26 protein-coding genes are annotated in these 26,015 nt (G+C 62.9%); 21 read left to right on the top strand and 5 right to left on the bottom strand.

Going from position 1 to position 26,015, the window contains the following annotated elements; translation table 11 throughout:
- Window positions 1-26: 26 nt before the first annotated feature.
- The 7 genes from CVS27_RS00570 (at window position 27) to purM (ending at window position 7,881) form a co-directional block, all read left to right on the top strand.
- On the top strand, window positions 27-2,537 hold the full coding sequence (locus CVS27_RS00570) for an LAVTG motif-containing sortase-dependent surface protein (RefSeq protein WP_103464098.1): 2,511 nt from the start codon (window positions 27-29) through the stop codon (window positions 2,535-2,537).
- Between the two features lie 176 nt (window positions 2,538-2,713).
- Window positions 2,714-3,241 (top strand): hypothetical protein, encoded by a 528-nt coding sequence (locus tag CVS27_RS00565; protein ID WP_103463801.1) that lies wholly within the window; start codon window positions 2,714-2,716, stop codon window positions 3,239-3,241.
- Window positions 3,242-3,257: 16 nt separating this feature from the next.
- Window positions 3,258-4,262, top strand: coding sequence for an asparaginase (locus tag CVS27_RS00560; protein ID WP_103463800.1), 1,005 nt, complete (start codon window positions 3,258-3,260; stop codon window positions 4,260-4,262).
- Between the two features lie 70 nt (window positions 4,263-4,332).
- Complete coding sequence (locus CVS27_RS00555) at window positions 4,333-4,695, top strand: sterol carrier family protein (RefSeq protein ID WP_103463799.1); 363 nt, start codon at window positions 4,333-4,335, stop codon at window positions 4,693-4,695.
- 46 nt (window positions 4,696-4,741) lie between these two features.
- Window positions 4,742-5,065 carry a hypothetical protein gene (locus CVS27_RS00550; RefSeq protein WP_207767417.1) on the top strand — a complete coding sequence of 108 codons (324 nt, stop codon included), beginning with the start codon at window positions 4,742-4,744 and terminating at the stop codon, window positions 5,063-5,065.
- Between the two features lie 79 nt (window positions 5,066-5,144).
- Window positions 5,145-6,710 carry an amidophosphoribosyltransferase gene (gene purF, locus CVS27_RS00545; protein WP_103463798.1) on the top strand — a complete coding sequence of 522 codons (1,566 nt, stop codon included), beginning with the start codon at window positions 5,145-5,147 and terminating at the stop codon, window positions 6,708-6,710.
- Between the two features lie 22 nt (window positions 6,711-6,732).
- The gene (gene purM, locus CVS27_RS00540) at window positions 6,733-7,881 is read left to right on the top strand and encodes a phosphoribosylformylglycinamidine cyclo-ligase (RefSeq protein ID WP_103463797.1); all 1,149 of its coding nucleotides are present in this window, start codon (window positions 6,733-6,735) and stop codon (window positions 7,879-7,881) included.
- Window positions 7,882-8,114: 233 nt separating this feature from the next.
- On the opposite strand, the gene CVS27_RS00535 is transcribed toward purM, so the two are convergent.
- Window positions 8,115-8,345: a DUF3073 domain-containing protein gene (locus tag CVS27_RS00535; RefSeq protein WP_103463796.1), complete on the bottom strand. Its 231-nt coding sequence runs from the start codon at window positions 8,343-8,345 to the stop codon at window positions 8,115-8,117.
- 328 nt (window positions 8,346-8,673) lie between these two features.
- Here CVS27_RS00535 and CVS27_RS00530 point away from each other — a divergent pair, with 328 nt between their 5' ends.
- Complete coding sequence (locus CVS27_RS00530; RefSeq protein ID WP_103463795.1) at window positions 8,674-10,431, top strand: hypothetical protein; 1,758 nt, start codon at window positions 8,674-8,676, stop codon at window positions 10,429-10,431.
- 73 nt (window positions 10,432-10,504) lie between these two features.
- On the opposite strand, the gene clpB is transcribed toward CVS27_RS00530, so the two are convergent.
- A complete protein-coding gene (clpB, locus tag CVS27_RS00525) occupies window positions 10,505-13,150 on the bottom strand; it encodes an ATP-dependent chaperone ClpB (RefSeq protein WP_103463794.1) in 2,646 nt (881 codons plus the stop codon).
- 162 nt (window positions 13,151-13,312) lie between these two features.
- Between clpB and CVS27_RS00520 the strand changes: the two genes are divergently transcribed.
- The 8 genes from CVS27_RS00520 (at window position 13,313) to CVS27_RS00485 (ending at window position 18,854) form a co-directional block, all read left to right on the top strand.
- Window positions 13,313-14,083, top strand: coding sequence for a MerR family transcriptional regulator (locus tag CVS27_RS00520; protein WP_103464097.1), 771 nt, complete (start codon window positions 13,313-13,315; stop codon window positions 14,081-14,083).
- Window positions 14,084-14,250: 167 nt separating this feature from the next.
- Window positions 14,251-14,463 (top strand): hypothetical protein, encoded by a 213-nt coding sequence (locus CVS27_RS00515; RefSeq protein WP_103463793.1) that lies wholly within the window; start codon window positions 14,251-14,253, stop codon window positions 14,461-14,463.
- A gap of 193 nt (window positions 14,464-14,656) precedes the next feature.
- Window positions 14,657-14,860, top strand: coding sequence for a helix-turn-helix transcriptional regulator (locus CVS27_RS00510; protein ID WP_103463792.1), 204 nt, complete (start codon window positions 14,657-14,659; stop codon window positions 14,858-14,860).
- Window positions 14,857-15,759 carry a DUF4031 domain-containing protein gene (locus CVS27_RS00505; protein WP_103463791.1) on the top strand — a complete coding sequence of 301 codons (903 nt, stop codon included), beginning with the start codon at window positions 14,857-14,859 and terminating at the stop codon, window positions 15,757-15,759. Before CVS27_RS00510 ends, CVS27_RS00505 begins: the two co-directional genes overlap by 4 nt.
- Window positions 15,756-16,181, top strand: a complete 426-nt coding sequence (locus CVS27_RS00500) for an ASCH domain-containing protein (RefSeq protein WP_103463790.1) — start codon at window positions 15,756-15,758, stop codon at window positions 16,179-16,181. The genes CVS27_RS00505 and CVS27_RS00500 overlap by 4 nt, the downstream gene beginning before the upstream one ends.
- A gap of 33 nt (window positions 16,182-16,214) precedes the next feature.
- Window positions 16,215-16,508 (top strand): S1 domain-containing protein, encoded by a 294-nt coding sequence (locus CVS27_RS00495; protein WP_103463789.1) that lies wholly within the window; start codon window positions 16,215-16,217, stop codon window positions 16,506-16,508.
- Window positions 16,509-16,554: 46 nt separating this feature from the next.
- Window positions 16,555-17,214, top strand: coding sequence for a pentapeptide repeat-containing protein (locus CVS27_RS00490; protein WP_103463788.1), 660 nt, complete (start codon window positions 16,555-16,557; stop codon window positions 17,212-17,214).
- Window positions 17,215-17,231: 17 nt separating this feature from the next.
- A complete protein-coding gene (locus tag CVS27_RS00485; protein ID WP_103463787.1) occupies window positions 17,232-18,854 on the top strand; it encodes a sialidase family protein in 1,623 nt (540 codons plus the stop codon).
- A gap of 25 nt (window positions 18,855-18,879) precedes the next feature.
- On the opposite strand, the gene CVS27_RS00480 is transcribed toward CVS27_RS00485, so the two are convergent.
- Entirely contained in the window at window positions 18,880-19,383 is a 504-nt protein-coding gene (locus CVS27_RS00480; protein ID WP_103463786.1) for a PspA/IM30 family protein, read from the bottom strand.
- An 8-nt stretch (window positions 19,384-19,391) separates the two neighbouring features.
- The gene (locus tag CVS27_RS00475; protein ID WP_103463785.1) at window positions 19,392-19,967 is read right to left on the bottom strand and encodes a hypothetical protein; all 576 of its coding nucleotides are present in this window, start codon (window positions 19,965-19,967) and stop codon (window positions 19,392-19,394) included.
- 128 nt (window positions 19,968-20,095) lie between these two features.
- On the opposite strand from CVS27_RS00475, the gene CVS27_RS00470 reads away from it, so the two are divergent.
- The 5 genes from CVS27_RS00470 to CVS27_RS00450 all read left to right on the top strand — a co-directional run bounded on the left by CVS27_RS00470 (window position 20,096) and on the right by CVS27_RS00450 (window position 23,529).
- On the top strand, window positions 20,096-20,497 hold the full coding sequence (locus CVS27_RS00470; RefSeq protein WP_103463784.1) for a YccF domain-containing protein: 402 nt from the start codon (window positions 20,096-20,098) through the stop codon (window positions 20,495-20,497).
- Window positions 20,498-20,559: 62 nt separating this feature from the next.
- Entirely contained in the window at window positions 20,560-20,793 is a 234-nt protein-coding gene (locus CVS27_RS00465) for a hypothetical protein (RefSeq protein WP_103463783.1), read from the top strand.
- The gene (locus tag CVS27_RS00460) at window positions 20,793-21,392 is read left to right on the top strand and encodes a HutD/Ves family protein (RefSeq protein ID WP_103463782.1); all 600 of its coding nucleotides are present in this window, start codon (window positions 20,793-20,795) and stop codon (window positions 21,390-21,392) included. The genes CVS27_RS00465 and CVS27_RS00460 overlap by 1 nt, the downstream gene beginning before the upstream one ends.
- A 101-nt stretch (window positions 21,393-21,493) precedes the next feature.
- Window positions 21,494-22,276 (top strand): hypothetical protein, encoded by a 783-nt coding sequence (locus CVS27_RS00455; RefSeq protein ID WP_133162841.1) that lies wholly within the window; start codon window positions 21,494-21,496, stop codon window positions 22,274-22,276.
- A gap of 113 nt (window positions 22,277-22,389) precedes the next feature.
- On the top strand, window positions 22,390-23,529 hold the full coding sequence (locus tag CVS27_RS00450; protein ID WP_103463780.1) for a cation:proton antiporter: 1,140 nt from the start codon (window positions 22,390-22,392) through the stop codon (window positions 23,527-23,529).
- Window positions 23,530-23,698: 169 nt separating this feature from the next.
- Here the strand turns inward: CVS27_RS00450 and CVS27_RS00445 are convergent, their stop codons facing one another.
- The gene (locus CVS27_RS00445; protein ID WP_103463779.1) at window positions 23,699-25,420 is read right to left on the bottom strand and encodes a DEAD/DEAH box helicase; all 1,722 of its coding nucleotides are present in this window, start codon (window positions 25,418-25,420) and stop codon (window positions 23,699-23,701) included.
- Window positions 25,421-26,015 lie beyond the last annotated feature (595 nt).

Genomic DNA, 26,015 nt, shown 5'->3' with positions numbered 1-26,015 from the left:
GTCAACTCTTCAAGGGGATTTACTTCATGCAAGCATTCACGCGCGGCCACTTAAAGCGCGGGGGTGCGGCCTGTGCCGCAGCCGCCGTGCTGATCGGCGGAACATTCACCGCCGGAGCCGCCTCAGCAGCGCCAGGGCCAACACCAACACCCAGCCCTGTGGTCACCACACCCGCAACCGATGCTGCCCCCGCTGCCGGGGCCGCACTTCCTGGCGGTCTGGCCGAGGCGCTTGAGCGCGACCTTGGCATGAGCCTTGCGGAATTCAACGCCCAGGGTGCCCTTGCAACCCAGGCTTCAGCGATCCAGGCACAAGTTTCCAAGGTTGATCCAACAGCCGTTGTCACCCTCACGGGCGACACCATCGCCGTCCAGACCTCAGCCGCCGGAGTTGCCAAGGCGGCCGCCGGCAACAGCAAGGTCACCGTCACGGCAGCCACCACATCAATCGTGTCCAGGAATGCGACAAACGTGGACGCCCTGTTCGCCGACTACGTCTCCACTTTCGGCGCCGAGAACTTGTTGTCAGTGGCGCTCAATGCCAGCGGCGAGTTCATGATCCGCACCGGTGAGCCGGAGAATGGCCTGCCGGTGGCGACGCCGGCATTTACCAAAACGCTGGAGCCCTCCATAGCGGACTTTGCAGCGAAATACGCCAACGTGGTGGTTGAAGATGCCAGCGGCCCCGCCAAGCCCACCTTCGAGGAGGGCGATCCCTTTGACGTGGTCAACGGCCAGGGGTATGCCGCCTTCGATGCTGCCAAAACCAAGGGCGGGCTTTGCAGCACCGGCTGGAACGGTTTCACCAAGGGCGGGGAGCCGGCCATTGTCTCGGCCGGCCACTGCACCATGGATGGATTTCTAACTGACGCATACCTGACCAACCCAATTTTCGACAAGGCAGCAACAGGGGATCCCGCAGTTCGACCCCAGCTCCTTGCCCCGCTGGGCACCATGGGCTTCTCCCAGTTCGGCGGCCCGGGCAACAGCACCACCACCACCGACCCTGACGGGTGGCACGCTGGCAGCAATATTGGCACCGACGTCTCAGTCATTGACGGCCTCCCTGAAAACTTCACTCAGGCACCCAAGGTAGCCAAGTGGACCGGCGCGGCAACATGGGCTGTCCCTGAGCAGGTCTCCACCGACTCCACCAATATCAACGTCACGGCCGTTGCCTCACCCGTGCTGGGAGCGCCCGTGTGCAAATCGGGCCGCACCACCGGCTGGACGTGTGGATCAGTTGACGAAATTGGCGCCTACGCCGTTGCCGGCATCAACTATCCCTCCGAACAAAATCCCAATGGAGACCCATTGGACATCCGCGCCGTTCGAGGTTTCGCGTCCTTCACCAGCACCATCATGAACGACCACGGCGATTCCGGCGGTCCCATCATCTCGGGCACCACCGCAGTGGGCATCACCAGCGGCGGCGGCCAGATGAACGACGGCACGTTCGTTGCCATTGCCGCCGACCTAAAAACCGCTTTAGCCGCCACTGATGGCTACACGGTCAAGATCTTCCTGGAAGCCCCCAAGGTCACCTCCACATCACCCGTCTTCCGCAAGGGCACCGTCACGGGCACTGTTGCAGGTGCACCGGCCGGAACCACGGTGTCCGTCACCTTCGGCGATGAGGATCCTCTCAACGCGGCAGTGGAATCAGACGGCACCTGGAGCATCGCCGCACCGAACAAGTTCGGCACCTTTGCCGTCACAGCCCAGGCCAAGAACGGTTTCAGCACCTCAGCACCCAGTGAGTCCTCCATTCAGGTCATCAAGGAGACCCTGGCCGCCCCGGCCATCACCTCCCCCGTGGACGGCAGCAGCGTTGGGGCACCTGTCACCACAATCACCGGAACCGGCAAGGCTGGCGCCACGGTTGAGTTGTCGGGCGATGTCACCGGCACCGCTGTTGTTGGCGAAGACAGCAAATGGTCATTCACGCTGCCGCAGGGCCTGGATGACGTCAGCGTATACCGTGTGAATGCGAAGCAGACCCTGATTGATTGGAACGACTCCTCGGCCACAACCAGCTCCTTCACCGTGGCGCCGCCGGCGCCAGTCATCACCTCGCCGCGCAACGGCCAGGAGTTCGTCTTCAACCAGGGCCCGCAGGTCATCTCCGGCACCAACCTGGAACAGGCCAGCGTTCAGGTTACTGTGAACGGCAAGAGCTACACAGCCGTTGTGGAGGGCACCACCTGGAGCGTCGCACTGGCTAACAAGCTGACCAGCGGCAGTTACTCAATCACGGCCGAGCAGCAGTGGGGTGACTTCCGGTCCCTCACGGCTGCGTCCACCGTGACTGTGCTCGCTGAACCCGCGCCGCCGGCAACACCAGAGTCCACAGCGCCCCCCACCACCCCGGGAGCCACAACGTCACCTACGACGGCGCCGATCGTGGCGCCTTTGGCCGCTGACGACCTGGCCAACACGGGGGCCTCAAGCTCCCTATTGATACTCGGTGGAGCCGGTGTGCTGCTGCTTCTGGGCGGTGCAGCGTTCCTGCTGATTCGCCGCCGCAACGCGCGCTAAAAGCAGTAGGCTGTAATACAACAGCTGTAACAACATAGGCAGTGGGTCCCGTTCTCAACGAATGGGACCCACTGTGCTTTGGACAACAGCGACTTTATACAACGGCTTTAGGCCCACAGCAACCTTGGGTCACAACGCCAGCCATCGAGACCAGCACCAGAAAAGGGGGAGGCACCATGAACAGCAAGGCAATCGCCGCAGTTGTCCTCGCAGCCACCATGAGCGGAGCCCTGGGCATGAGCGGATGTGGATCGCCACCGGTTCCGCCAACGCAAACCCCTTCCCCAGCAGCCAGCGATGCCGACACCGATGCCCTGCTGGCGCTCAATGAAAAGCTGCGGTCCCAGCTTGGTGACTCCTATTCCGATTCCTGGATTGAAGCCAATAAACTGCATGTTGCCGTGACCAACCAGGCTGCCGCAGACCTCGTGACAGCCGCCGGCGCCGTGGCGACGATTGTCACGGTGGACGCCGCAGCGTTGGAAGCAGCCCTGCAGGCCGTCGCAACCTGGCGCGCCACGCTCCCCGCCGAACAGGGCGCAGCCATTCACAGCATCATCCCGGACGGCCGGACAGGAACCTTGACAATTTCCGTTGCCATCGAGCAGCTCGAGGCGGTCACCAAAGCCGTGGCGGAGGACAACCCTGCCGGGGCAATTGCTGTGATCGTCAAGGAATCCTCCGGCCTGCCAACACCTCTTTAATCGCTAGGATGTCACCATGATCCATACTTTCCGGGCGCACGACGCCGTTGAACTCGCCGTCCTGGAACGCAGCGGATTTGTTGAGTCCGTCCACATCGGCTCGGCAGTTGTGGTGGCCGGGGACGGATCGGTAGTCACGGAGCTGGGGGACATCAACGCGCCCATCTACCCGCGCTCAGCCATGAAGCCGTTCCAGGCCCTGGCCGCGATGCAGTCCGGTGTTCCGCTCCGTGGAGCCCAGGTGGCCATCGCGGCAGGAAGCCACACGGGTTCGTTGGAGCACATGGATGTGGTCTCCGGCATGCTCAAGGCGGCCGGCTTGAACGAAACACATCTGGGCTGCCCCGCAGCGTGGCCCCGCGATGCCGACGCCCGCGCCTGGCTGGTGCGAACCGAACGCGGCAAGTCCAAAATTGCCATGAACTGTTCCGGCAAGCACGCGGCCTTCCTCTGGGCCTGCACCGAGAATGGTTGGGACACCGCCGGCTATTTGGAACCAAACCACCCCATGCAGCGCGCCGTGCGCACCGTGGTGGAAGAGTACACAAGCGATTCGGTGATGCACACGGGCGTTGACGGCTGCGGCGCTCCCGTCATGGCCGTCACGTTGACTGGTTTGGCGCGCGGCTTCAGCACTCTCGCCAAGGCGCCTTCGGACAAGTTCGCCAACGCCCGGGCCGCCACCATTGCAACGTCCATGCTGGACTACCCGTGGGCCGTGGAGGGCCACGGGCTGCCCAACACTGTTGTCATGGAAGAGCTTGGAATTCTGGCAAAAATGGGGGCCGAAGGCGTGCTGGCCATGGCCACACCCACTGGCGCCAGTGTGGCCGTCAAGGTCTTGGACGGCAACGGCCGGGCAGCCACCTTGGTGGCCCTGACACTCCTGGCCGCCGCTGGCGCACTCGACATTCCGGAGGTGGCCACGGTGTTGGCCCGCGTGGTTCCCCCCGTCATGGGCGGAAACAGCCCGGCCGGCAGCCTGCGCCTGGGCCGAGCCGTCAGCGTACTTCTCGACTAGCGTGGGCCCATCCGCACCCATCCACGCCCTCCAAAACACAACCCGCACAACCACGAGCAAGGAGCAGGACATGAGTGCCCGGCGTCGTATAGATATTGCCGATGGCCAGGCGGCTCTGGTCGCGTGGCAAAACGGGGACACCGCCCGGGCTGTCACGGCCACCGCCGTCCGCTACTCGCTGGAGGAATTGGCTGCACGGGCGCCCGGCAATTCCGTGGAGGTGCGGGTGCCACCCTTCGGCGTGACCCAGTGCATTCCCGGTCCACGGCACACTCGTGGCACGCCGCCAAATGTTGTGGAGTGCGACGCCGGCACCTGGCTAGCGCTGGTGACCGGCCAGACCGCCTGGGCTGACGCCGTCGAACACGGCCAGGTGGCAGCATCCGGGCTGCGCGCTGACCTGTCCGCCGAGCTACCCCTTCAGCGGCGCTAAAAAGCGTCCCAGCCTTGTTGCCAGCTTGGGCAGGTACGCTAGAGGCATGACTTCCCAGCCTGAATCCGCTTCCGGAGAGCCCCGCAAACTGACTGTGCGCCGCGCCCCGAAGTACGTCCCGTTCATGATCGCCGGCGCCCTGGCCGGCATTGTGACGGCAGCCATTTTCGCCTCCGTCACCCCGCCCAACGAACAATTTGAAACATCAAGCATTTTTGGCTTCTTTGCCGTGCTGATGGTTCTGCCCGGCGCGGGACTTGGCGCCATTGTGGCACTGGTGCTGGACCGCGCCAGCACCCGCCGCAGCAAAACGCTGTTGGTGACGTCCCTGCCGGATGATGACAGCAACGCCGACGGCGAAACCGCCTAGCCACAACCCGCCACCGGCAGCAACATAACGCACGTCACAGTAGGTCGTGGTGCGCGTCATTACATGAGACAATTTTCAGGTGGCACGCGGAGACGGAAAACTATCCCATGATCTTTTACCCGGCGAAAAGGGACCTCAGGACGCTTGTGGCGTTCTGGGCATCTGGGCACCCGGTGAAGAGGTTGCAAAACTAACCTATTACGGCCTGTATTCACTACAGCACCGTGGTCAGGAATCGGCTGGCATCGCAACAAGCGATGGCAAGCGAATCAGTGTATACAAGGACATGGGACTCGTATCCCAGGTCTTTGACGAACCCACACTGAACACCCTGACGGGGCACATGGCTGTGGGCCATTGCCGGTACTCCACCACGGGCGCAGCCAACTGGGCCAACGCCCAGCCCACCCTCGGTGCAACCGACAGCGGCACTGTGGCCCTGGCACACAACGGCAACCTGACCAACTCTGCTGAACTGCATGAGATGGTCATTGCCAAGTACGGCGTCCCCACCTCAGGTGAAATGGCACAGGGCAACACCACCGACACAGCCTTGGTCACCACCTTGCTGCGCGGTGAAGAAGGCCGTTCCCTGGAAGAAACAGCCATGGAACTGCTGCCCAAGATCCACGGCGCATTCAGCTTCGTCTTCATGGACGAGCACACCCTGTACGCAGCTCGCGACCCGCACGGCGTCCGCCCGCTGGTCCTTGGCCGCCTGGACAGCGGCTGGGTGGTCGCCTCCGAGGGTGCCGCCCTTAACACCATTGGCGCCACACTCATCCGTGAAATCGAGCCCGGCGAATTCATCGCCATCGACGAGGACGGCGTGCGCACCCAGCGCTTCGCACCCGCCACCCCGGCCGGCTGCGTCTTTGAATACGTCTACTTGGCCCGCCCGGATGCCACCATTGCCGGCCGTTCCGTGTACGAGTCCCGCGTGGAAATGGGCCGCCAGCTGGCCCGCGAAAACCATGCCGAGGCTGACCTGGTCATCCCGGTGCCGGAATCCGGCACCCCTGCCGCCATTGGCTACGCCGAGCAGTCAGGCATTCCCTTTGCACACGGGTTCGTCAAGAACGCCTATGTGGGCCGTACCTTCATCCAGCCCAGCGACACCCTGCGCAAGCTCGGCATCAAGCTCAAGCTCAGCGCCCTGGAATCAGTAATCCGCGGCAAGCGCATTGTGGTTGTGGATGACTCCATTGTCCGCGGCAACACCCAGCGCGCAGTGGTCCGCATGCTCAAGGAAGCCGGCGCCGCCGAAATTCATGTGAAGATCTCCTCCCCGCCCGTGCGCTGGCCGTGCTTCTACGGCATCGACTTTGCCTCACGTGCGGAATTGATTGCCAACGGTGCAGCCATTGACGAGATCGGCAAGTCCATTGGCGCCGATTCGCTGGCCTACATCTCCGAAGACGGCATGATCGAAGCCACCCTGCAGCCGCGCGAGCGTCTCTGCACGGCCTGCTTCACCGGCACCTACCCCATTGAACTTCCCAGCAGCGACCGTTTGGGCAAAAACCTGCTCGAACGCACCAATGCTGGCAACTCCACCACCTCCACCGGTTGCGATCCGGGACCTGACTCGGAAATGGAAAACCTCCTGACCGACCAGGACCGCACAGCAGCTGACGGTTCTTAAAGCATTCCAAGAAAGAGACGCCATGACCAACGCCTCCAATGATTTGCCAGCAACGGGAATCACCTACGCCAGCGCCGGTGTTGACACCGAAGCAGGCGACCTCGCCGTTGAATTGATGAAGGAAGCTGTCAAGGCCACCCACGGCCCCAACGTTGTTGGCGGTTTCGGCGGATTTGCCGGCCTGTACGACGTCTCCAAGCTCCTGACGTACAAGAAGCCGTACCTGGCCACCTCCACCGACGGCGTGGGCACCAAGGTTGCCATCGCCCAGGCCATGGACATCCACGACACCATTGGTTTCGACCTGGTGGGCATGGTTGTGGATGACATTGTGGTGGTTGGCGCCGAGCCGCTGTTCATGACCGACTACATTGCCACCGGCAAGGTTGTCCCCCAGCGTGTGGCTGACATTGTCCGCGGCATTGCAGCTGCGTGCAAGGTTGCCGGCACCGCCCTGGTGGGTGGCGAAACGGCCGAGCACCCGGGCCTGTTGGCTCCTGATGAGTACGACGTCGCAGGTGCTTGCACGGGCGTCGTCGAGGCTGACTTGCTGCTGGGTCCGGAACGGGTCCGCGCCGGTGACGTCATCATCGGCATGGCATCCTCCGGCCTGCACTCCAACGGTTACTCCCTGGTGCGCCGCGTCATCAACCACGCTGGCTGGGCCCTGGACCGTCAGGTTTCCGAGCTTGGCCGCACCTTGGGCGAGGAGCTCCTTGAGCCCACCCGCGTCTACGCCGCCGACTGCCTGGATCTGACCCGCTACCTTCCTGTCACCCAGGAAAAGGCAGTTCACGGTTTCAGCCACATCACCGGCGGCGGTCTGGCCGCCAACTTGGCACGCGTACTCCCCCAGGGCCTCATCGCCACGGTGGACCGTTCAACGTGGAGCCTGCCGGCCATCTTCAACCTGGTCTCCCAGCTGGGCAACGTGCCGCTGGCCGACCTGGAGCGCACCCTGAACCTTGGCGTGGGCATGGTGGCAGTGGTTTCCGCTGACGCCGCCGACGACGCCGTGGCCCGTCTGAACTCCCGCGGACTGCCGTCCTGGGTCATGGGTACTGTCACAGCCGAGGCATCGGATTCAGATAAGACCGGTTCCGATTACACCCAGGGCGCCAAGGGCGTTGACGGCGGCGCTGTCCGCCTGGTGGGCAACTACGCTTCCTAGTTACTAAGTTCGACGGCGGTCCCCACCAAGTGGCGCGGGCCGCCGTCGTGCTTTAACTTCACTCACGAAAAATGCCGCCGCTCCCGCTTTTTGCCACAGGTAAACCTGCGGCATTTTGCGGGAGCGGCGGCATTTCCAAAACTGGTTTTAGCGCAACAAAATCCCCACACGACGCTTCAGCATTTTTGGCTGTGCGTCATGCAGGGTTTGTTGCGTTTGGTGTCTAAACGGTCCTAGCCAATGCGGCGGGAGTCCACGTCGTCGTCGTCCTCAAACTGATCTGCATATTTATCTTCATATGCCGAATAATCCGGTTCTGCAGGAACCTCGATTTGCTGGCTCGGGGCTCGCCGAGTTGTTCCACCGAGCTCTTTCTGCAGAGCTGAATAATCAGTGTTCGGGGAGTAATACTTAATGTCCCGAGCCTGCTTGGTTGCCTTCGCCTTTTGACGGCCGCGCCCCATGGCGTGACCCCCTTTTTACACTTGGACCGGAGGTGGTCGCTCGGGCTAAGAGCGAGGCTCCGGAATATTCGGTCAATTTGTCGTACTCATAGATTACATGAGTTCTGGAGCAATCGCGGCAGGCATGGGCTGTTCTGCCCATAGCCAAACATCAAATTTGACGCTGCGGCCACCCAATATTCGATAGAGTCAGCTGTAGGCGGAGAATTTGTTCCGCAATGACGGCTCTTTTGCGGCCAGCACGAAGACGAAACACTGTGTCAGCCACCAACTTCAGTCCATCGATTTCGCGTCAGATCCTTAACGCAGCACGGAAGGTTTAGTACCCATGAACGAAAGCAGCGACGCCAACGGTCAGGGCGCTGAAGAATTCCCCACCCCCACGTCCGGCGAGCCTGAGACAGGCAGTGCCGAAGCGAGGCTTTCCGGCACTGACTACAAGTTTGCCGAGCCCACGCTGGGCGACGCCGCGATCAGCGAGGACGTCGCTGAAAGCGTTGACCTTGAAACCGCTGAAGCCGAGGCCGCCGCAGTGGAACACGAGGCCGAGCTGGCAGCCCGGGGTGTCTCCTCCGGTCTTGGCGAGGACCTCCCCGGCACCCCGGCAGCCAGTGAGCCCGACTGGGACTCCGCCACCACTGTTTTGCGCACCGATTTTTCCCAGCCGCCGGTAGCCACCAACCCATGGACACAGCCCGCGCAGGAAGCCGCACCCGAACAGCCTGCAGCCACGGAGCCCGTTGCGGCCCCGGCTGTACCTGAAGCTGACCTGCCGCCCGCTCCGGAGGCTGCCCCGGGGCAGTTCGACGCCGGAGCTGGCGCACCCCACACGGACCCTGCCCAGGACGCCGCAGCGGCGACGACTCTTGGCCACAGCGTGGACGATGGGCACGGCTGGCACCGCCCGGAAACGCAGTGGCAGCAATCTGCCACGCCTTGGCAGCCTAAGGCCGGTGCCTGGCAGTCCCCGGCACAGATTGCCCGTGGTGAGGCCGATGCCGCAAGCGCAGCTGCTGCTGTCGGAGGCACGGATGCGGCCGCATCGGCCGGACAGCCGGAATTCACCCAAGCCATCCCCGCAGTTCCGCCTGTCCCGCCAGCGCCTGCGGCCACTGCACCCGCTGCGCCGTACGGCCAGCCTGCCCAGGCAGCGCAGCAGCCCTACCAGTCCAGTCAGCAGCCAGGAGTTGCCTCCCAGTTTGGCTCGGCCACGCCTTCCGCTCCGCAAGGTTCCGCCGCGGGCGCCCAGCCGCCCTACGGCCAGGCACAGCCCCCGTATGGTCAGCAGCCCGCCCAGTCCGGCGCCCAGCCGCCCTACGGCCAGGCACAGCCTCCCTACGGTGCACCAACACCCTTTGGCCAGCCGGCAACCCCGGGCGGACAACCCCCGTACGGCGCACCCGGCATGCCCCCAGTACCCGGCGGACCCCAGGGCCCCGGTTTCCCCGGCGGCCCCCAAGGTCCCCAGGGCCCCGGTTTCCCCGGCGGCCCCCAGGGTCTTCAGGGTCCCGGCGGCAGTGGCGGCGGAAACGGCAAGAAGAAGCTCTTCATCATTTTGGCCATCGTGGTCCTCGCCGTTGTGCTGCTGGGTGTTCTGGTGACACTGCTCATCGGATTCATCACCTCCAGCTTGAACAATGCCGGACCCGCCCCGGCACCGACCACGCAGTCGCAGGAATCCCCGAGTGACGACCCCAGCAGTGAGGACGTGGATCCGGGCTTAGATGTGGTGGTGCCGCAAGCATCACCGCTGGACTGGATTCAGGGTGACTGCCTGCGCGACTTCAAGGGCGTTTCCGCAGCGGCTGATGTTGTGCTGTGCAACAGCCCGCACTCGGCGCAGCTCGTGGGTACGTTCTACTACGGTGACGACGAGACGTTCCCCGGCGGTGACGCTCTGAAGGCCAAGGCTGCCGAGATTTGCAAGGACGTGCAGCTGACCACCGAGGCGGAGAGCATGAAGGACTTGAAACAGCTCACTGCCTACCCGTCCCAGTCGACCTGGGACGACTCCGGTGATCGTCGCGTGGACTGCCTCATCCAGGACACCAGCGGCAACAACTTGTTGTCCTCGTTGACCAAGTAGCAACGTCTTAAAAAGCTGAAGGGCTGTGGGATTCGGAAATACACTTCCGAATCCCACAGCCCTTCTGTTTGCCCTAGCGGCGGGCGTCGGCGGGCGAGTCTGCCGGAACCCGGCTCACGCTCAAGCCGGAGCTGCTGGGCGATTCCATGTCCAACTCATCAAAGTCGGCCGCGGTGTCCACCAGAACCGTGTCGCCGTCGGCCACGGTGCCAGCCAGGATCTCCTTGGCCAGGCGGTCGCCAATCTCGCGCTGCACCAGCCGGCGCAACGGCCGGGCGCCGTAGGCGGGGTCGTAACCCGTCAAGGCCAGCCACGCCTTGGCGGCGTCGGTGACCTCCAGCGTCAGGCGGCGTGAATGCAGCCGCGTGGACAGCGCCTGCACCTGCAGGTCCACAATGTGGGATAGCTCTTCCACACTAAGGGCGTCGAACATGACAATCTCATCGAGCCTGTTCAAGAACTCAGGCTTGAACGATGACTCCACCACGCCCATGACAGCCTTGCGCTTTTGCTCATCGGACAGGTTCTGATCCACCAGGAACTGCGAGCCCAGGTTGGATGTCAGCACAATGATCACATTGCGGAAGTCCACTGTGCGGCCCTGCCCGTCGGTGAGCCGGCCGTCGTCGAACACCTGCAAGAGGATGTCAAAGACTTCCGGGTGCGCCTTCTCCACCTCGTCAAGCAGCACCACCGAGTACGGGCGACGGCGCACGGCCTCAGTCAGCTGGCCGCCCTCGTCGTACCCAACGTAGCCCGGAGGCGCACCCACCAGGCGGGACACCGAATGCTTCTCGGAGTACTCGCTCATGTCGATGCGGATCATGGCGCGTTCGTCGTCGAAGAGGAAGTCGGCAAGAGCCTTGGCCAGCTCCGTCTTTCCCACACCTGTGGGGCCCAGGAACAGGAAGGATCCCGTGGGCCGGTCCGGATCGCTGATGCCGGCCCGGGCACGGCGGACCGCGTCGGAGACAGCCGTCACAGCCTTGGACTGGCCAATCAAGCGCGAACCCAGGACCTGCTCCATCTGCAGCAGCTTCTGGCTCTCACCTTGCAACATACGCCCGGCAGGAATTCCCGTCCAGGCAGAGATGACCTCGGCGATGTCGTCGGCCGTGACTTCCTCCGCGACCATCAGGTCAGCCTTTTCAATGGACTCTTCTTCCGCGGCTGCGGCCTCCAAGTCACGCTGCAACGCCGGAATTTCCCCGTACAACACCCGGGAGGCTTGCTCCAGGTCGCCGTCGCGCTGGGCCTTGTCCGCAATGGAACGCAGCTCATCCAGCTTGGCCTTCAAGTCACCAACCCGGTTCAGGCCCGCCTTCTCTGCTTCCCAGCGGGCGTTGAGCCCGGCCAGCTCCTCCTTCTTGTCAGCCATGTCGGCGCGCAATGCCGCCAACCGTTCCACCGATGCGGCGTCCGTTTCTCCACTGAGAGCCAGTTCCTCCATGGTCAAACGGTCGACGGCGCGGCGGAGCTGGTCGATTTCTTCCGGTGCGGAATCGATCTCCATGCGCAGCCTGGACGCCGCCTCATCCATCAGGTCGATCGCCTTGTCGGGCAGCTGACGACCGGTGATGTAGCGGTTGGACAGCGTCGCGGCGGCAACCAGGGCGGAGTCGGCGATGGCCACCTTGTGGTGCGCCTCGTAGCGTTCCTTCAAGCCACGAAGGATGCCGATGGTGTCATCGACGCTGGGCTCGCCCACGAACACCTGCTGGAAACGGCGCTCCAGCGCAGGATCCTTTTCGATGTTCTCGCGGAATTCATCCAGCGTGGTGGCACCAATCAAGCGCAGCTCGCCACGCGCCAGCATGGGCTTGAGCATGTTGCCCGCATCCATGGAGCCCTCGGAAGCGCCCGCGCCGACCACCGTGTGGATCTCGTCGATGAACGTGACGATCTGACCGTCGGAGGCCTTAATCTCCTCCAACACAGCCTTCAGCCGCTCTTCAAACTCGCCGCGGTATTTGGCCCCGGCCACCATGGCGGCCAGGTCCAGGCTGATGAGCGTTTTCCCGCGCAGGGACTCCGGCACATCTCCAGCCACCATGCGCTGGGCCAGACCTTCCACCACGGCCGTCTTGCCAACGCCGGGCTCACCGATGAGCACGGGGTTGTTCTTGGTGCGGCGGCTGAGGACCTGCATGACGCGGCGAATCTCGGAGTCTCGGCCAATGACGGGGTCCAGCTTGCCCGAGCGGGCAATGGCTGTCATGTCCACCCCGAACTTTTCCAGCGCCTCGAAGGTGTTTTCCGGATCGGGTGAGGTGACCTTGCCGTCGCCCCTAACAGAAGGCAGCGCGGCGTCCAACGCAGCCCGGGAGGCACCTGCCTGGCGCAGGGCGTTTCCTGTTGCTCCGGCGTCGTTCGCGAGACCCAGAAGGAGATGCTCGGTGGAAACGTAGCTGTCTCCCATGGCCTCGGCGGCCTGCTGGGCAGCTTGCACGGCCATCAAGGTGTTGCGGCTGAGCTGGGCCTGGGCAACGGAAGTGCCCGACGACGACGGCAGCTCGCGGATCGCGGCGCTGGCGGCGACGCTGACAGCGTCCGGATCAACTGCCGCAGCCCTCAGTAAAGCGACAGCAACGCCTTGGCGCTGATCCATCAGGGCCTTGAGGAGGTGCGCTGGCTCCACGGTGGGATTGCCGGCGGTGGAAGCGTTCATGGCAGCGGAGGAAAGAGCCTCCTGGCTCTTTGTGGTGAATTTGGCGTCCAAGAGGGGTCCTTTCGTTGTGTGTCAACAATGTGTGGCGACTCAGCTCCTACAAAGTTGAGTCTACTACGCTCAACTTACGATCGCGAGAAGTTATTCCGGAATTCTTGATGTGCGCGAAAAATTCTTGACATTGACGATGCGTCAACCTTTACCGTGGTGTTCATGGACCTTTCAATTCAACAGCTGGCCCAACAGAGCGGCACTACAAGCCGCACTCTACGTCACTATGGCGACATTGGCCTACTACCCCCGAGCCGCATCGCCAGCAATGGCTACAGGCACTACGACCAGGCCGCCCTGGTGCGGTTGCAGCGTATTTTGCTGCTGCGGGAACTGGGCTTGGGCCTGCCCGCCATTGCCTCGGTACTGGAACATGAAACCTCGCCCGCGGCGGCCCTGCGCACGCACGTCGACTTGCTGCGGGCCGAACAGGCGCGGCTGGTGCGGCTGATTGCGTCCGTCGAAAAAACCATTGCAGCCCAAGAAAAAGGAGAAGAAATCATGGCCGAGAAAATGTTTGACGGCTTTGACCACACGCACTACAAGGAGGAAGTGCAGCAACGCTGGGGCAAGGATGCCTATGCACGCAGTGATTCATGGTGGCGCGGAATGGATGCCGCCTCGCAGCAAACCTGGAAGGACCGGCTTGCCACACTGAATAGCGGTTGGACAGCCGCAGCCGCAAGCGGGATGGCCGCCGATTCGGCAGCCGCCCAGAAACTGGCGCGGCGCCACGTCGAATGGCTGGGTTCCATCCCGGGGACGCCCGCGTCCACCTCCGGCTCTACGCCCCGGGGCAACCTCAAGGACTACATCCTCGGGCTCAGCGAAATCTACGTGGCCGATGAGCGCTTTGCGGCCAACTACGGCGGCACGGCCGGGGCCACGTTTGTGCGGGACGCCCTGGCTGTCTATGCGGAACGGGAGCTGTAGCGGGGCGCGGGGCCACTGCGTGCGCTCACACAGGTCCTGACCGCACGGTCAGTGTGCAGATAATGCCCTCAAAATCGATTTTGAGGGCATTATCTGCACACTCGAGAGACCGGGCGCGCGAAAAGTAAAGTTTCCCTTACATATCTGCGTGACTGACGGGGCAAAAGTTGAAGAAGCAGATAGCAAGCGTGCTCATTGCGGGCCTGGCCCTGCTGGCGGTGTTGCTGGCCTGGGCCAATGCAGCGGAATCGCCAGACGATTGGCCCGCCCGCATTCTGGCTGCCGCTGTGGTGATCGCGGCTCCACTCACAATTCAAGCCCTGAAGAAACGTCATCAGGTACGGACACTGGAGCAGGCCGAAGGCAGCTTCGAGCGGTAAGTCTCCGTCCGGGCCCAATCCGCCGCTTACCTTGATGCCCTCGTGATCCTTGTGCTGGCCCTTGCCATGGTGGCCACATTCGGACATTCACTCCTCGCCACCATGATCACGTTGGGCGCCGCCGTGCTTGTCATCTTGTCCTTTTGGATCCGCTACCAACAGACAAAGAACGCATGCTTGCCGGAGACGGTCGATGAAGAATCGCATAGCTGAGTCGCGCAAGGCGGCAGCGTTGTCGCAGGAAAGCCTGGCTGCCATGCTGTCCGTTTCCAGACAAACAGTCATCGCCTTGGAGCGCGGGAAATACAATCCCAGCCTTCCGCTGGCATTCCGGCTCGCGAGGGTGTTCAATACGACCATTGAGGGACTTTTCACCGACGAGGAACTGGGGCCATGATCTTCATCGATCCGCCGTATTGGCCGGCACACGGGACAGTGTTCTCACATCTCATCTCCGATGCCTCCTTGGCAGAACTGCATGACTTTGCCGCAGCCAATGACGTGGCCAAGCGTGCCTTTGACCTGGACCATTACGATGTCCCAGCGCGCCGCTACGACGATCTGGTGGCGGCGGGGGCCATGGCGGTCTCTGGCAAGGACCTGGCCCGCGCCCTGGTGGCGTCGGGGCTTCGCATCAAGGCTAAATATCGGGTCAAGTCGACTGGGTCAGTTCTGGAAGTGCGCTGGGACGCGCTACTTCCGGGGCAGCGGGAGCTGGGGGCTGAGTTGCTGCGCCGCTGGAACGAACCCCACCGGCACTACCATTCGGCCAGCCACCTCTTGGCGGTTTTGGAGTCCCTGGACCTGCTCACAAACAGTGCACCGCCGCCCGCTGTGGCCCTGGCAGCCTGGTTTCATGACGCCGTCTACAACGGGGTGCCGGGCACGGACGAAGAGGAATCAGCCGAGCTGGCCCAGCAGCACCTCAAGGGGCTGGCGCCACCGGCCGTCGTCACCGAAGTGGCCCGTTTGGTGCGGCTGACGGCGCAGCACTCCCCTGCCGCGGATGATCACGCGGGAGCCTTGCTGTGCGACGCCGATCTGGCCATTCTGGGTTCGGCACCCTTGCGTTATGCGCAGTATGTGACGGATGTTCGCAAGGACTACGCGCACATTCCCGAGGACCAGTTCAGCTTGGGACGGGCAGCCGTACTGAGTCAGCTATTGGCGTTGGAGCCGCTGTTCCGCACGGAGCTGGGGCAGCAGCTCTGGGCGGTTCAGGCCCGGATCAACATGTCCACCGAGTTGGCGCAACTGGACCACACGGTCATCGACGCCGGTAGGCTGGCACCATGACCGGCTACAGCTCCCTGCCCGTGTGTGAATTCGCGTTCCCCGGCCCCTTGCGGGACCAACTTGTTGCCGCCGTCCTTGACGGTTCCAAGACCTCAACCACCGCCACCTGCATTGAATACGAGATTGAGCAGGAGGCGCTTCCCTTTGTTGGAGCGCAGGAAGTGGTCATCGACTCCGCAGGCAAGCCCGTGGCTGTCATTGAAATGACCGACGTTCGCTTTGCCCGCCTCGCGGACGTGGACCTGCAACATGCCATCGACGAGGGCGAGGGCTTCAGCACCGTGGCCCAGTGGCGGGCCGGCCACGAGGAATTTTGGCATTCACAGGACATGCGCGACGCCATGGGAGACCCCCGTTTCACGGTGGATGACGGCACGGAGCTGGTGCTTCAGCGCTTCAAGGTGGTGGCGCGGCTGCCCTAGCGCCGCCAGGCATGGGGCACCTATTCTGGGGCCATGGAAACCTTGGGGACGGTCCGGATTTGGCACGACGAAGAAGGCTGGGGAGTCATTGACTCAGAGCCCACGCCCGGCGGTTGCTGGGCTCATTTCTCCCACATTGCCGTGCCCGGCTACGCTTCGCTGAAAAACGGCCAGGCGGTAATTCTTGAGTGGGAGGCCGCGGACCAGGACGGTTTCACCTTCCGGGCAACACGGTTGTGGCCCGCCGGTGCGGTGCCCATCACCAATGAACCCACGCCCGCCGACGGCCCGTACTCTTCCAGTCTGTCCATCACCTTTGAGGGGTAAGCGGTATCATAATTTCGGTGCCGCCGCAGCTGGCTAAGCTGGTGCCATGGCCCCGAAAAAAGAATCTCGCGAACCCCGGCTGACACCGCTTCATCTGCATGACCTGGTGGAGAACGACGATGCGTTCTTTGGCCCGGGCGACACCTATGACGGCCAACTCTTCGACAAGCCGTCCTTTGACGAAGCCAACCTGACCTCCACGGACTTCCTGGAATGCCAGCTCAACGGGCCAACCCTGAACAACACCGAACTGCGCGGCGTACGCTTCCGTGGCACGGTGATCAATGACAGCTTTGCTCCCGTGATGCATGGCGCGCGGACCAGCTGGCGGGACACTGAAGTCACGGCCCCGCGCTGGGGATCGGCAGAGCTTTACGACAGCAGCTGGCAGTCAGTGCGCATTGACGGCGGCAAAATCGACTTCCTCAACCTGCGCGCCGCCAAGATCACGGACCTGCTCATCAGCGACGCCATCGTCGGCGAACTGGATCTGGGCGGGGCCACCGTGACCCGAATGGCTCTGAAGAATTGCCGGATTGGCACCCTTGACCTGCAGCAGGCCACGCTGAAGGACCTTGATCTGCGCGGCACGGAATTCCGCACCCTCAACGGCGTCGGATCCATGTCCGGGGTGGTCATGGACGACTATCAACTGGGCCTGCTGGCACCCATTCTGGCGACGCATTTGGGCATCACCATCGCCTAGCGGGCTAGACTCGGCATGTGAAGCTACGTCCTACCTCATCGGAACATGTTCTTGCCCGTCGCGGAATTGCCGGCCACCGCCAGTATCGCATCCCGGCCCTGGCTGTCTCCCCGCGCGGCACCCTGCTGGCCGCCTATGACGGCCGCCCCAATTTGGATGATCTGCCCAACCCGATCGACCTGCTGATCCGCCGCAGCCTGGACAATGGCGCCACCTGGGAACCGCAGCAAACAGTCCGCACGGGCACCGGATTGGACGGCTATGGCGATCCCAGCCTGCTGATCGACACCCAGACACAACGAATCTTCATGTTCCACGCGGCGGGCACGCATGCCGGCTTCTTTGAGGCCATTGAAGGGCTGGAGGATCAAGACAGCATCCAGCACGCCGATCTCAGCTTTTCCGACGACGACGGCGTCACCTGGCAACACCGCAGGCTCACCGCCATGCTCAAACGCGAGGGCATGACAGGCTTGTTTGCCGCAGCCGGCGCAGGCATCCAAATCCACACGGGCCCCTTCGCCGGACGCCTGGTCCAGCAATTTGTGGTGCTGTCCCGCGGCGAGATTGCCTCCGCCAGCGCGTACAGCGACGACCACGGAGACACCTGGACCCTGGGCGAATTCATCGCCGGCGGCAATGAGAATAAGGTGGTGGCCCGCACTGACGGCAGCCTGTTGATGCACTCCCGCGCCACCCCGTACCGACTCACGGCCGTTTCCACCGACGGCGGCCACAGCTACTCCCCCGCGCAGCCCCACCACGAGCTGCCGGACCCCAGCGACAACGGCTCCGTAGCACGCTTTGACGGACTCCCCAACGTCAACGGGCTCGCTTCCCCAGAGACTGACAGCTGGCTCATTGCCACCCACAACCACGACCCGCTGCTGCGCCGGAACACTGTTTTGAAGCTCTCGCAAGACAACGGCGCAACGTGGCCCTACGCCGTCGTACTGTGCGCGGGAAGTTCCGAGTACTCCACGGCAGCCCGCCTGCCCGATGGCCGGATTGGCGTGCTCTATGAACGCCAGGGCTACCAGGAGATTGTGTATGTGGTGCTCGACCCGGCGGACTTGCTGGCCTCCCCTGCTGCTGATTTGACGCACGACGGCGGCACCACCTACGCCGGCGGGCTCGCTTTGGACGTGGCGTTGCGGTCCATTACCCCGGGCCGCCCCGCTGTGTGGGAAAGTGTTGGCGAGAGTTTTGTGCTGACACAGACCGACGGGGATTGGGATCCGGCGGCGTGGAAGGAAGTGGGGCAGGGCTATTCCGCGGACGCGCCCCAGGTGCTGTCCAACCGTGAATCGCAGGATCTGAACTACGGGCCGGTGATCCCCGGATACAAGGAGGGGGACGTGCTGGCGTTCAGCGGCCGGGTGCGCAATGGCGACGCGGTGCCTTCAGTGGTTGCTGTTTTCCTTGAGGGCGCCGCTGTGGCTGCTGAGGTTCTGCTGGCGGCGGAGCCATTGGACCCCGGTCAGGCCCGCGGGTTCACGGCCAGCTACACGGTGACGGCAGAGGATGTTGCCGCCGGCAGTGCCACCGTCACGTTCACCCTGAATGCCGGCGACACCTCGCAGGCCGCCAAGAAGGCCTTTGCCTTCGGCATGGTGACGGGCAACGTCACCGAGTCCTGACCCGGGTTCGTTCAAATACGGCGGGCTAGCGTGCCGGTCCGTCCAGATCATCCAGCGAGCTGGCTATTTTGTGGCGGGCATCGGCCGCCGTGTGCACGGCTTTGAGCGTCTCGGCAGTGACGTTGAAACCCGCCACCCTAGCCTGCAGCTGGGTCAAGGCAGCTATCAGCATGGTCTCCTGCTCGGCCAGGGCGTCGCGTTGGGAGAGCAGGTCGGCCATTTGCTCGCCCATGATGAGGTGGCGGCCCAGGGCAGTTTGCGCCGCTGCCCCATCCCCGGCGGCCTGAGATTCCTCGGCCTGGGCGGACAGCTGATCCATGGCACCTTGCAGGTGGCTTGCCTGCAGGTCCAGTCGCTGCCGGCTCACCGACACATCGGCCACGCCGCGGCGCATCTTCTGCACGGCAGCCTGCTGCTTAATCTGCGCGTCCGCCAAGGTGAGTTGATTGGTGGAGGAGGCACCGGCGTCGTACGTCTTCTTGGCCCGCGTGGGACCGAAGAAAGCTGCAAGCCGGGCAAAAAAACTCATGAGGACGGCTAGTCCTTGCCGAGATCCGTGTAGGTGGCGGACCAGTTCTTGAGCATGGTGGCTTCAATTTCCAGGGTGCGGGTGAGGTCCTTCAGATCCACGTCGCCGGTGGGCGCGGCGGCGCTGGCTAAGGCGTTGCGAACACCCTTGGCCGTCTGGGTGATTTGTTCCACCTGGACGCCAAGCGTCTTGGAATAGAGGCCCTGCACCGCGGGGTCGGGCTCCTGCTGGGCCACCAACAGCTGGTGCTCCATGACGGTGCCGGTTTGTTGGAGGGTGTTGAAGATCTGCTCAAGATTGCCGGTGTACTGGCCGGTGCTCTGGGCCACGGCCAGGGAACGCCGGGTGGCTTCCAGGGACTCCGCCAAGGCAACTCGCTGTTTGAGGATCTCGGCCACAGGCCCGGTGCTTGTCTCGGCCCGGGCCTTGAGGGCATTGCGTTTGGCCGACTCGTATTTGGGCTTGGAAATTTTCACCAGGCCCAGCACCCCGCGGCGGATCAGCACCCCCATGACGATGGCCACACCCACCACAATCGCGATGATGACCAGCATGAGGATTAAAAAGACTGTGCCGAAGTCCATGGTTTCTTCGTTTTCCTGCCGTTGAAAATCGCTGAGAGATCGTGGAAATTAGCCTAGCACCGGCCGCTGGGGAAAGCTCAGGGTCATCCCCGATGCCATTGTGGGTGCCAGCAGGGCACAATGGGGTGATGAAGACACTCTTGAACATCATCTGGCTGGTTTTCGGCGGTTTTTGGCTGGCTCTTAGCTACTTTCTGGCCGGAATTGTGTGCTGCATTCTCATCATCACCATTCCGTGGGGCATAGCTTCCTTCCGCATTGCCGGCTACGCCCTGTGGCCGTTTGGCCGGACTGTGGTGGACAAGCCCGGCGGCACGGGCATTGCCAGCACCCTGGGCAATGTCATTTGGATTCTGGTGGCCGGGATCTGGATTGTCATCAGCCACATCACCACAGCAGTTGCCATGGCCGTGACCATCATTGGCATCCCGCTGGCCATCGCCAACATCAAGATGATCCCCATCTCCTTGATGCCGTTGGGCAAGGAAATTGTGCCCACCAGTCAGCCCTTTGTGCGCAGCTACCACTAAAGGCCCTGCCCAGATGACGCCCCTGGAGGACCCGCCGGGGCAATGCCGCGTAAGCTGGTGCCATGCGTATTAAGTCCGACTGGCTGGACATCATTGTCAACTTCGCCAGCTTTACAGCCATGATCCTGGTGCTTACCTTTGCCCGGTTCTCGCTGCCCATCAAGATCGTGCTGGCCTTTGCCGTTTCCCTGGCCATCACGGGAGGCTGGTCTTACTACAAACGCAAGCTCCGCCGTCGCCCCTCAGACCCCAAGCGCCTGCACGTGTACAGCGTCAAGAATGAGGACGAAAAGTAGTGGAAATTATTCGTTACGCCTCACTCAAGACCATGCCCTGGCCCAACGGCGGCGGAGTGAGCCGGCAACTCGCTGCGGCTCCGGCCACTGACGGCGGTTTCGATTGGCGCATCAGCATTGCCGAGGTTGCCAAGGCCGGGCCGTTTTCACCCATGCCCGGGATGGACCGGATCATCACCGTGATCGACGGCGAACTCATCGCTCTCACGGTTGACGGTGCCGAGCAGGCACTGGAAAAGTTCCGCCCGTTCCGCTTTTCCGGCGACTCCGAGACGTCCGCAGCCCTGCCCACCGGCACGCTGAAGGACCTGAATTTGATCACCCGCCGGAGCGCCTTCAAGGGCTATGCGGCCATCATCGAGCTGTCCAAAAAGCGCCCGCACCCCGTCTTTGCCGACCAGTTTGCCGTGCTGCTGCAAGGTGCTGCCACTGTTTCCCCCGCTGCGGTTTCAGTTGTCGACGCCGGAGCCTCCTCCGCTGCGCCCGTCACCTCAGCCGAGTCGCTGGGCAAGTTCGACACAGTGGTGGGGTCCGAGGACGCACCCGAAATTTCAGGCCGCGGGTTCCTCGCCATACTGAGCATCGATCCCGTCGGGTAGCACTGCCCACCCCTGCATAATTCCCCAACTTCATCCCTTGGTCTGATGTTCCGCGCCCCTTGGCTCTCCTAGGCTGGCCGTTCTGGGGAAAGGGTTCAACCGTGAGATTTTCAATTCGCGCAACGATGGGTTCGGTGGCGGTGGCGGCTTTGTTGGGACTGGGCGCATGCGCCGCCCCACCCACCACCACGTACACCAATGAGGCGGGCCAAGAAGTCACCGTGAATTGGAAAGACTATCCTGTGCATGCTTACTCCCTGCCCGCGGAACTGCTGGATGCCCCCGTCAAAGAGGACACCGAAGCCGTCGCGGCGGAACTGTTCGAGGAAATCAAAACAGCCCTCACCGCTGAATATCGAATGGAATGGGAAGCCCGTGGCGAAGCCGGCTGGTTCCCCACCACGGGCAATGGCTACGGCGGCCAGGCCATGACTTACACGTACAACTCCGTTGAGTGGAGAAGCACCACACTTCCCCCATCCACTGCCGAGTGGAAGAAAATCATGAGTGTCATCAATGGGTTCACCACTGCCTCTGGATTGGGCCCCGTGAAGCTCACCCCTGACAGCGACTCATTGGCGAACGACCCTGAACGGCAAAAAGAGCTGGTGGAAGAATACGGCACGGCTGATCTGGACAAACTGTATTGGTGGGCCGGTACAGCGTATTCGGGTTCCCAGTGGCTCTCCGTCAATTTGGTCAATGTGGCTAGAGATACCAGCGGCAAAGCAGCCAAGGAATATCAAGAATCCGAGCTTCCGGCACGCTCCATCTCCATCACCTACGGCACTACCACCGTGTCCCGAGCGGATCTGCCTACGTTCAAGAAAGCCTTGGAACAGTTTGAAGGACTGACGCCCCCGGAACCCACCACCTCGGACTGAGGCCGCCGTCATCTTCACCGTCGGCCCACCAAAACTCTTGGGCAATTTGGCGCTGCCATGCACAATGGGCATATGGAACAGCCTCGTTTGTCCACCCACCCCCGGCCTGGTCCATGACCTTCCCCATCCTGGCCCTCATTTGCGTGGCCGCCCTGCTGGGCCCGCTGCTGGCGCTCCCGGCACGGTGGCGCATTCCGGTGGTGATCGGAGAGCTGCTCGCGGGGATCCTCATTGGCCGCTCCGGACTGGGTTTGGTGGATCCGGCCGAACCCACCTTCACGTTCCTAGCGGACATGGGGTTTGCCCTCATCATGTTCGTGGTGGGCACGCACGTCCCGGTCCGAAACAAGCAAATTCGCGCCGCCCTGGGCAGTGGCGCCCTGCGCCTCATGGTGGTGGCAGCGGCTGCCGCAGCGGTGGGCATTGGCCTGGCTGCTATTTTTGGCGGCGGGCACGCACCGCTCTACATCGTGTTGCTCGCTTCGTCGTCCGCAGCACTGGCGTTGCCCATGATTGGCTCCCTGAAATTATCAGGGCCTCCTGTCCTTGCCATGACAGCCCAAGTGGCCATGGCCGATACTCTGGCCATCATCGCCCTGCCGCTTGTTCTCAACCCGGCCACAGCGGGCAGGGCGGCACTGGGCTCCTTGGCAGTTATGGCGAGTACCGGCGCCATGTTTTTGTTGTTGCGCAGAGCGGACGCAAACGGCACTTGGCGACGTATTCACAAGGTTTCTGAAAACAGGAAGTTTGCCTTTGAACTGCGATTCCAGCTGGTGGTCCTGTTTGCCTTGGCAGGCCTGGCGGTGTGGAGCCATGTGTCCATCATGCTTGCCGGATTTGCGTTCGGGCTGGCGGTTTCGGCCGTGGGAGAGCCGCGCCGGCTGGCCCATCAATTATTTGCCCTCACCGAGGGATTTTTGGGCCCACTATTTTTTCTCTGGCTTGGCGCGTCCTTGGACCTACGCGAACTTGCCGCCCATCCCCCGATGATCGCGCTGGGGCTGTCCCTGGGGTTTGGTGCCATAGCCGTCCATTGCGTGACGTGCTTCCTTGGTCAACCACTGCCGCTGGGCGTGCTCTCCGCTTCGCAGCTGGGCGTGCCCGTCGCCGCTGCCACGATTGGCATTCAGCAGAATCTGCTGGCTCCTGGCGAGCCGGCCGCCCTGATTCTGGGCGCCCTTGTCACGATTGCTGCGGCCACCGTTGCCGCTAGTCGTTACCGAGCTGCTGCACCAGCGCGCCGCCGGTGAGTGCCGCCGTCGTACATCATGCCATTAACCAAAACTGACCCGCAGTTGTGGTCGAAAAACACCGCGAAATCGCGATTTTTCGACCATTACTGCGGGTCAGTTGCTTGGGCCCACGCGCCCGAGGGTTCCCTGGCCGAGCTTGCTAGGTTAGGGCGGGCGTGGGGACTAGTTAGCGGGCGCGGCGCTGGTTGGACGCAGGCGCTGACGCGCGGCGGGGTCCGCCGGAGCGTGCACCGCCACCGTTGGAGTTGAAGCTGCCGCCGGAGTTGCCGCCAGTGTTGGAGGACCACACTGCGCCACCCTGGCCGGCACCGCGTGAGTTGCTGCGCGGGGCGTCGTTGGTGTGCGAGGAGCTGCGCGTTGCTGAACCCTGGCCTGCGCGGTTGCCGCGAGCCACGTCGCCGTCGCGAGCCGGGCGGCCCTCGCCGGAACGTGCCGGACGACCTTCACCGGCGGCACGGGCCGGACGGCCCTGACCGGCAAAGCGACCACCAGCAGGCTGGCCTTCGCGACGCTCGGAACGGTTCCCGGCAGCTGCCGGACGCTCAGAGGAATCGGCGGAAACGCGACCGCGTCCACCACGACCGCCACGGCCACCGGCTGTGGGGGCTGCGCCTGTGCGGGCACGCTTGCGCTGAGCGTTGGCGCCGGTTGAGGTGCCACCACCCTGTGCCGGCTGCTTGGAAGCAAGCAGGGCTGCGCGGGTGCGGGGATCAATCTTGTCAGCAACATCGCCCACCAGGTTGGCAATGGTCGGTGAGCTGGCGTTGACGCGCTCAAAGTTCACGTCAACACCGGCTGCCTTCATGAGCTTCTTGACGTCGCTCTGCTGCTCGGGGAGCGTCAGGGTGACAACAACGCCGTCGGACCCGGCGCGAGCCGTACGCCCTGATCGGTGCAGGTAAGCCTTGTGCTCTGTGGGCGGGTCAACGTGGATGACCAGTTCAATGTCATCAACGTGCACGCCGCGGGCGGCAACGTCGGTGGCAACCAGGACGCGCACGTCACCGGTGGAGAACTCGGCCAGGTTCCTGTCACGGGCATTCTGTGACAGGTTTCCGTGCAGATCAACGGCGGGGATACCGGCGTCGGTCAGGGTCTTGGCCAGCTTGCGGGCGTGGTGCTTGGTCCGCATGAACAGGATGCGACGGCCGGCACCGGAGGCCAGTTCAACAATGACCTGCTTCTTGATGGTCTGGTCGCCAACAACCAGAACATGGTGCTCCATGGTGGAAACCGAAGCAACCGGCTCATCCACTGAGTGGGTGAGCTGGTTGGAGAGGTAACGCTGAACAATCTTGTCCACGCCGTTGTCCAACGTTGCGGAGAACAGCATGCGCTGGCCCTGGGTGGGCGTGGTGTCCAGCAGGCGCTTGACGACGGGCAGGAAGCCGAGGTCAGCCATGTGGTCGGCCTCATCCAAAACAGTGATCTCGACACTTTCCAGTGAGACGATGCGCTGCTTCATGAGGTCTTCGAGGCGGCCCGGGCAGGCGATGACGATGTCGACGCCGGCGCGCAGTGCCTTTTCCTGGCGAGCCTGGGAGACACCGCCGTAAATGACTGTGGTGTTCAAGCCCATGGCCTTGGCCAACGGCTCGATAGTGTTGTTCAGCTGGGTGGCCAGCTCACGGGTGGGTGCCAGCACCAGGCCCATGGGGCGGCCGGGCTTGCGGAAGTAAGGGGCTTCGCGCTCGGCCAGACGGGCAACGAGCGGGATAGCGAAGGCAATGGTCTTGCCGGAGCCGGTGCGGCCGCGACCCAGAACATCGCGACCTGCCAGCGTGTCAGGCAAGGTCTTGATCTGGATGGGGAATGCTTCTTCAATGCCCTGAGCGGCGAGTGAAGCAACGATTTCCTTGGGCGCACCAAGGGCAGCAAAAGTTGTCATGTAAAGAGAGAATCTTTCGTAAGGCGGTTCAACGTCCCAGGATCAGTTTTGAGCCCGGGTTCGCCGATTCAATGCCAGAGCGTGTCAACCGCGGGCCGCACAGTGCAAAATTACTGTGCAAATCTTTGCGGGACAAGTTGCATGCGTTCATCGACGCAGAATGCGCTTGATGCACATTAAGTATTCCCAGTCTAACAGGGGCACGACGCCGGGCGCTCACCTTAGTGCCGCATCTCACCTTCTGCGGCGAATGCTGACCGCAACTGCGAGCTGCATGGTTACACGCGGTCTTTTGTGGCCAAGGTCAGCACTCGCGGTCACAGCTGCAGTTATCCACCGTTGTCGCGGCCAAAACCACCCCGCGTGTTCAGCGACATGGCAGGTCACGCCCTCAAGGCCGGCTATAAGGGCGTGGTCTGCCATCTTTTTGGCGTAGGCGGTGATCTGGAAGGTGTCGGGGCTGCTCAGCAATCGAAACAGCAGCAGATGTGGGTTGCGGGCCCCGGAACCCGCATCAGCTGCAGTTTCGATGACAGAACTCGCTGCCAACCCGCATCAGCTGCTGCTTCGAATGCAGGAATCTCACCAATACCGG

This window comes from Arthrobacter glacialis, assembly GCF_002909445.1.
GTDB classification, from domain to species: domain Bacteria; phylum Actinomycetota; class Actinomycetes; order Actinomycetales; family Micrococcaceae; genus Specibacter; species Specibacter glacialis.
The sequence above is the reverse complement of the archived record's forward strand: the minus strand, read 5'-3'. Positions and strand labels throughout refer to the sequence as shown.

Excerpts from the sequence above, each read along its gene's own strand:
- CVS27_RS00570 (WP_103464098.1), top strand. The coding sequence starts at position 27 with ATGCAAGCATTCACGCGCGGCCACTTAAAGCGCGGGGGTGCGGCCTGT.
- CVS27_RS00565 (WP_103463801.1), top strand. The coding sequence starts at position 2,714 with ATGAACAGCAAGGCAATCGCCGCAGTTGTCCTCGCAGCCACCATGAGC.
- CVS27_RS00560 (WP_103463800.1), top strand. The coding sequence starts at position 3,258 with ATGATCCATACTTTCCGGGCGCACGACGCCGTTGAACTCGCCGTCCTG.
- CVS27_RS00555 (WP_103463799.1), top strand. The coding sequence starts at position 4,333 with ATGAGTGCCCGGCGTCGTATAGATATTGCCGATGGCCAGGCGGCTCTG.
- CVS27_RS00550 (WP_207767417.1), top strand. The coding sequence starts at position 4,742 with ATGACTTCCCAGCCTGAATCCGCTTCCGGAGAGCCCCGCAAACTGACT.
- purM (WP_103463797.1), top strand. The coding sequence starts at position 6,733 with ATGACCAACGCCTCCAATGATTTGCCAGCAACGGGAATCACCTACGCC.
- CVS27_RS00535 (WP_103463796.1), bottom strand. The coding sequence starts at position 8,345 with ATGGGGCGCGGCCGTCAAAAGGCGAAGGCAACCAAGCAGGCTCGGGAC.
- CVS27_RS00530 (WP_103463795.1), top strand. The coding sequence starts at position 8,674 with ATGAACGAAAGCAGCGACGCCAACGGTCAGGGCGCTGAAGAATTCCCC.
- CVS27_RS00520 (WP_103464097.1), top strand. The coding sequence starts at position 13,313 with ATGGACCTTTCAATTCAACAGCTGGCCCAACAGAGCGGCACTACAAGC.
- CVS27_RS00510 (WP_103463792.1), top strand. The coding sequence starts at position 14,657 with ATGAAGAATCGCATAGCTGAGTCGCGCAAGGCGGCAGCGTTGTCGCAG.
- CVS27_RS00505 (WP_103463791.1), top strand. The coding sequence starts at position 14,857 with ATGATCTTCATCGATCCGCCGTATTGGCCGGCACACGGGACAGTGTTC.
- CVS27_RS00500 (WP_103463790.1), top strand. The coding sequence starts at position 15,756 with ATGACCGGCTACAGCTCCCTGCCCGTGTGTGAATTCGCGTTCCCCGGC.
- CVS27_RS00495 (WP_103463789.1), top strand. The coding sequence starts at position 16,215 with ATGGAAACCTTGGGGACGGTCCGGATTTGGCACGACGAAGAAGGCTGG.
- CVS27_RS00490 (WP_103463788.1), top strand. The coding sequence starts at position 16,555 with ATGGCCCCGAAAAAAGAATCTCGCGAACCCCGGCTGACACCGCTTCAT.
- CVS27_RS00480 (WP_103463786.1), bottom strand. The coding sequence starts at position 19,383 with ATGAGTTTTTTTGCCCGGCTTGCAGCTTTCTTCGGTCCCACGCGGGCC.
- CVS27_RS00475 (WP_103463785.1), bottom strand. The coding sequence starts at position 19,967 with ATGGACTTCGGCACAGTCTTTTTAATCCTCATGCTGGTCATCATCGCG.
- CVS27_RS00470 (WP_103463784.1), top strand. The coding sequence starts at position 20,096 with ATGAAGACACTCTTGAACATCATCTGGCTGGTTTTCGGCGGTTTTTGG.
- CVS27_RS00465 (WP_103463783.1), top strand. The coding sequence starts at position 20,560 with ATGCGTATTAAGTCCGACTGGCTGGACATCATTGTCAACTTCGCCAGC.
- CVS27_RS00450 (WP_103463780.1), top strand. The coding sequence starts at position 22,390 with ATGACCTTCCCCATCCTGGCCCTCATTTGCGTGGCCGCCCTGCTGGGC.
- CVS27_RS00445 (WP_103463779.1), bottom strand. The coding sequence starts at position 25,420 with ATGACAACTTTTGCTGCCCTTGGTGCGCCCAAGGAAATCGTTGCTTCA.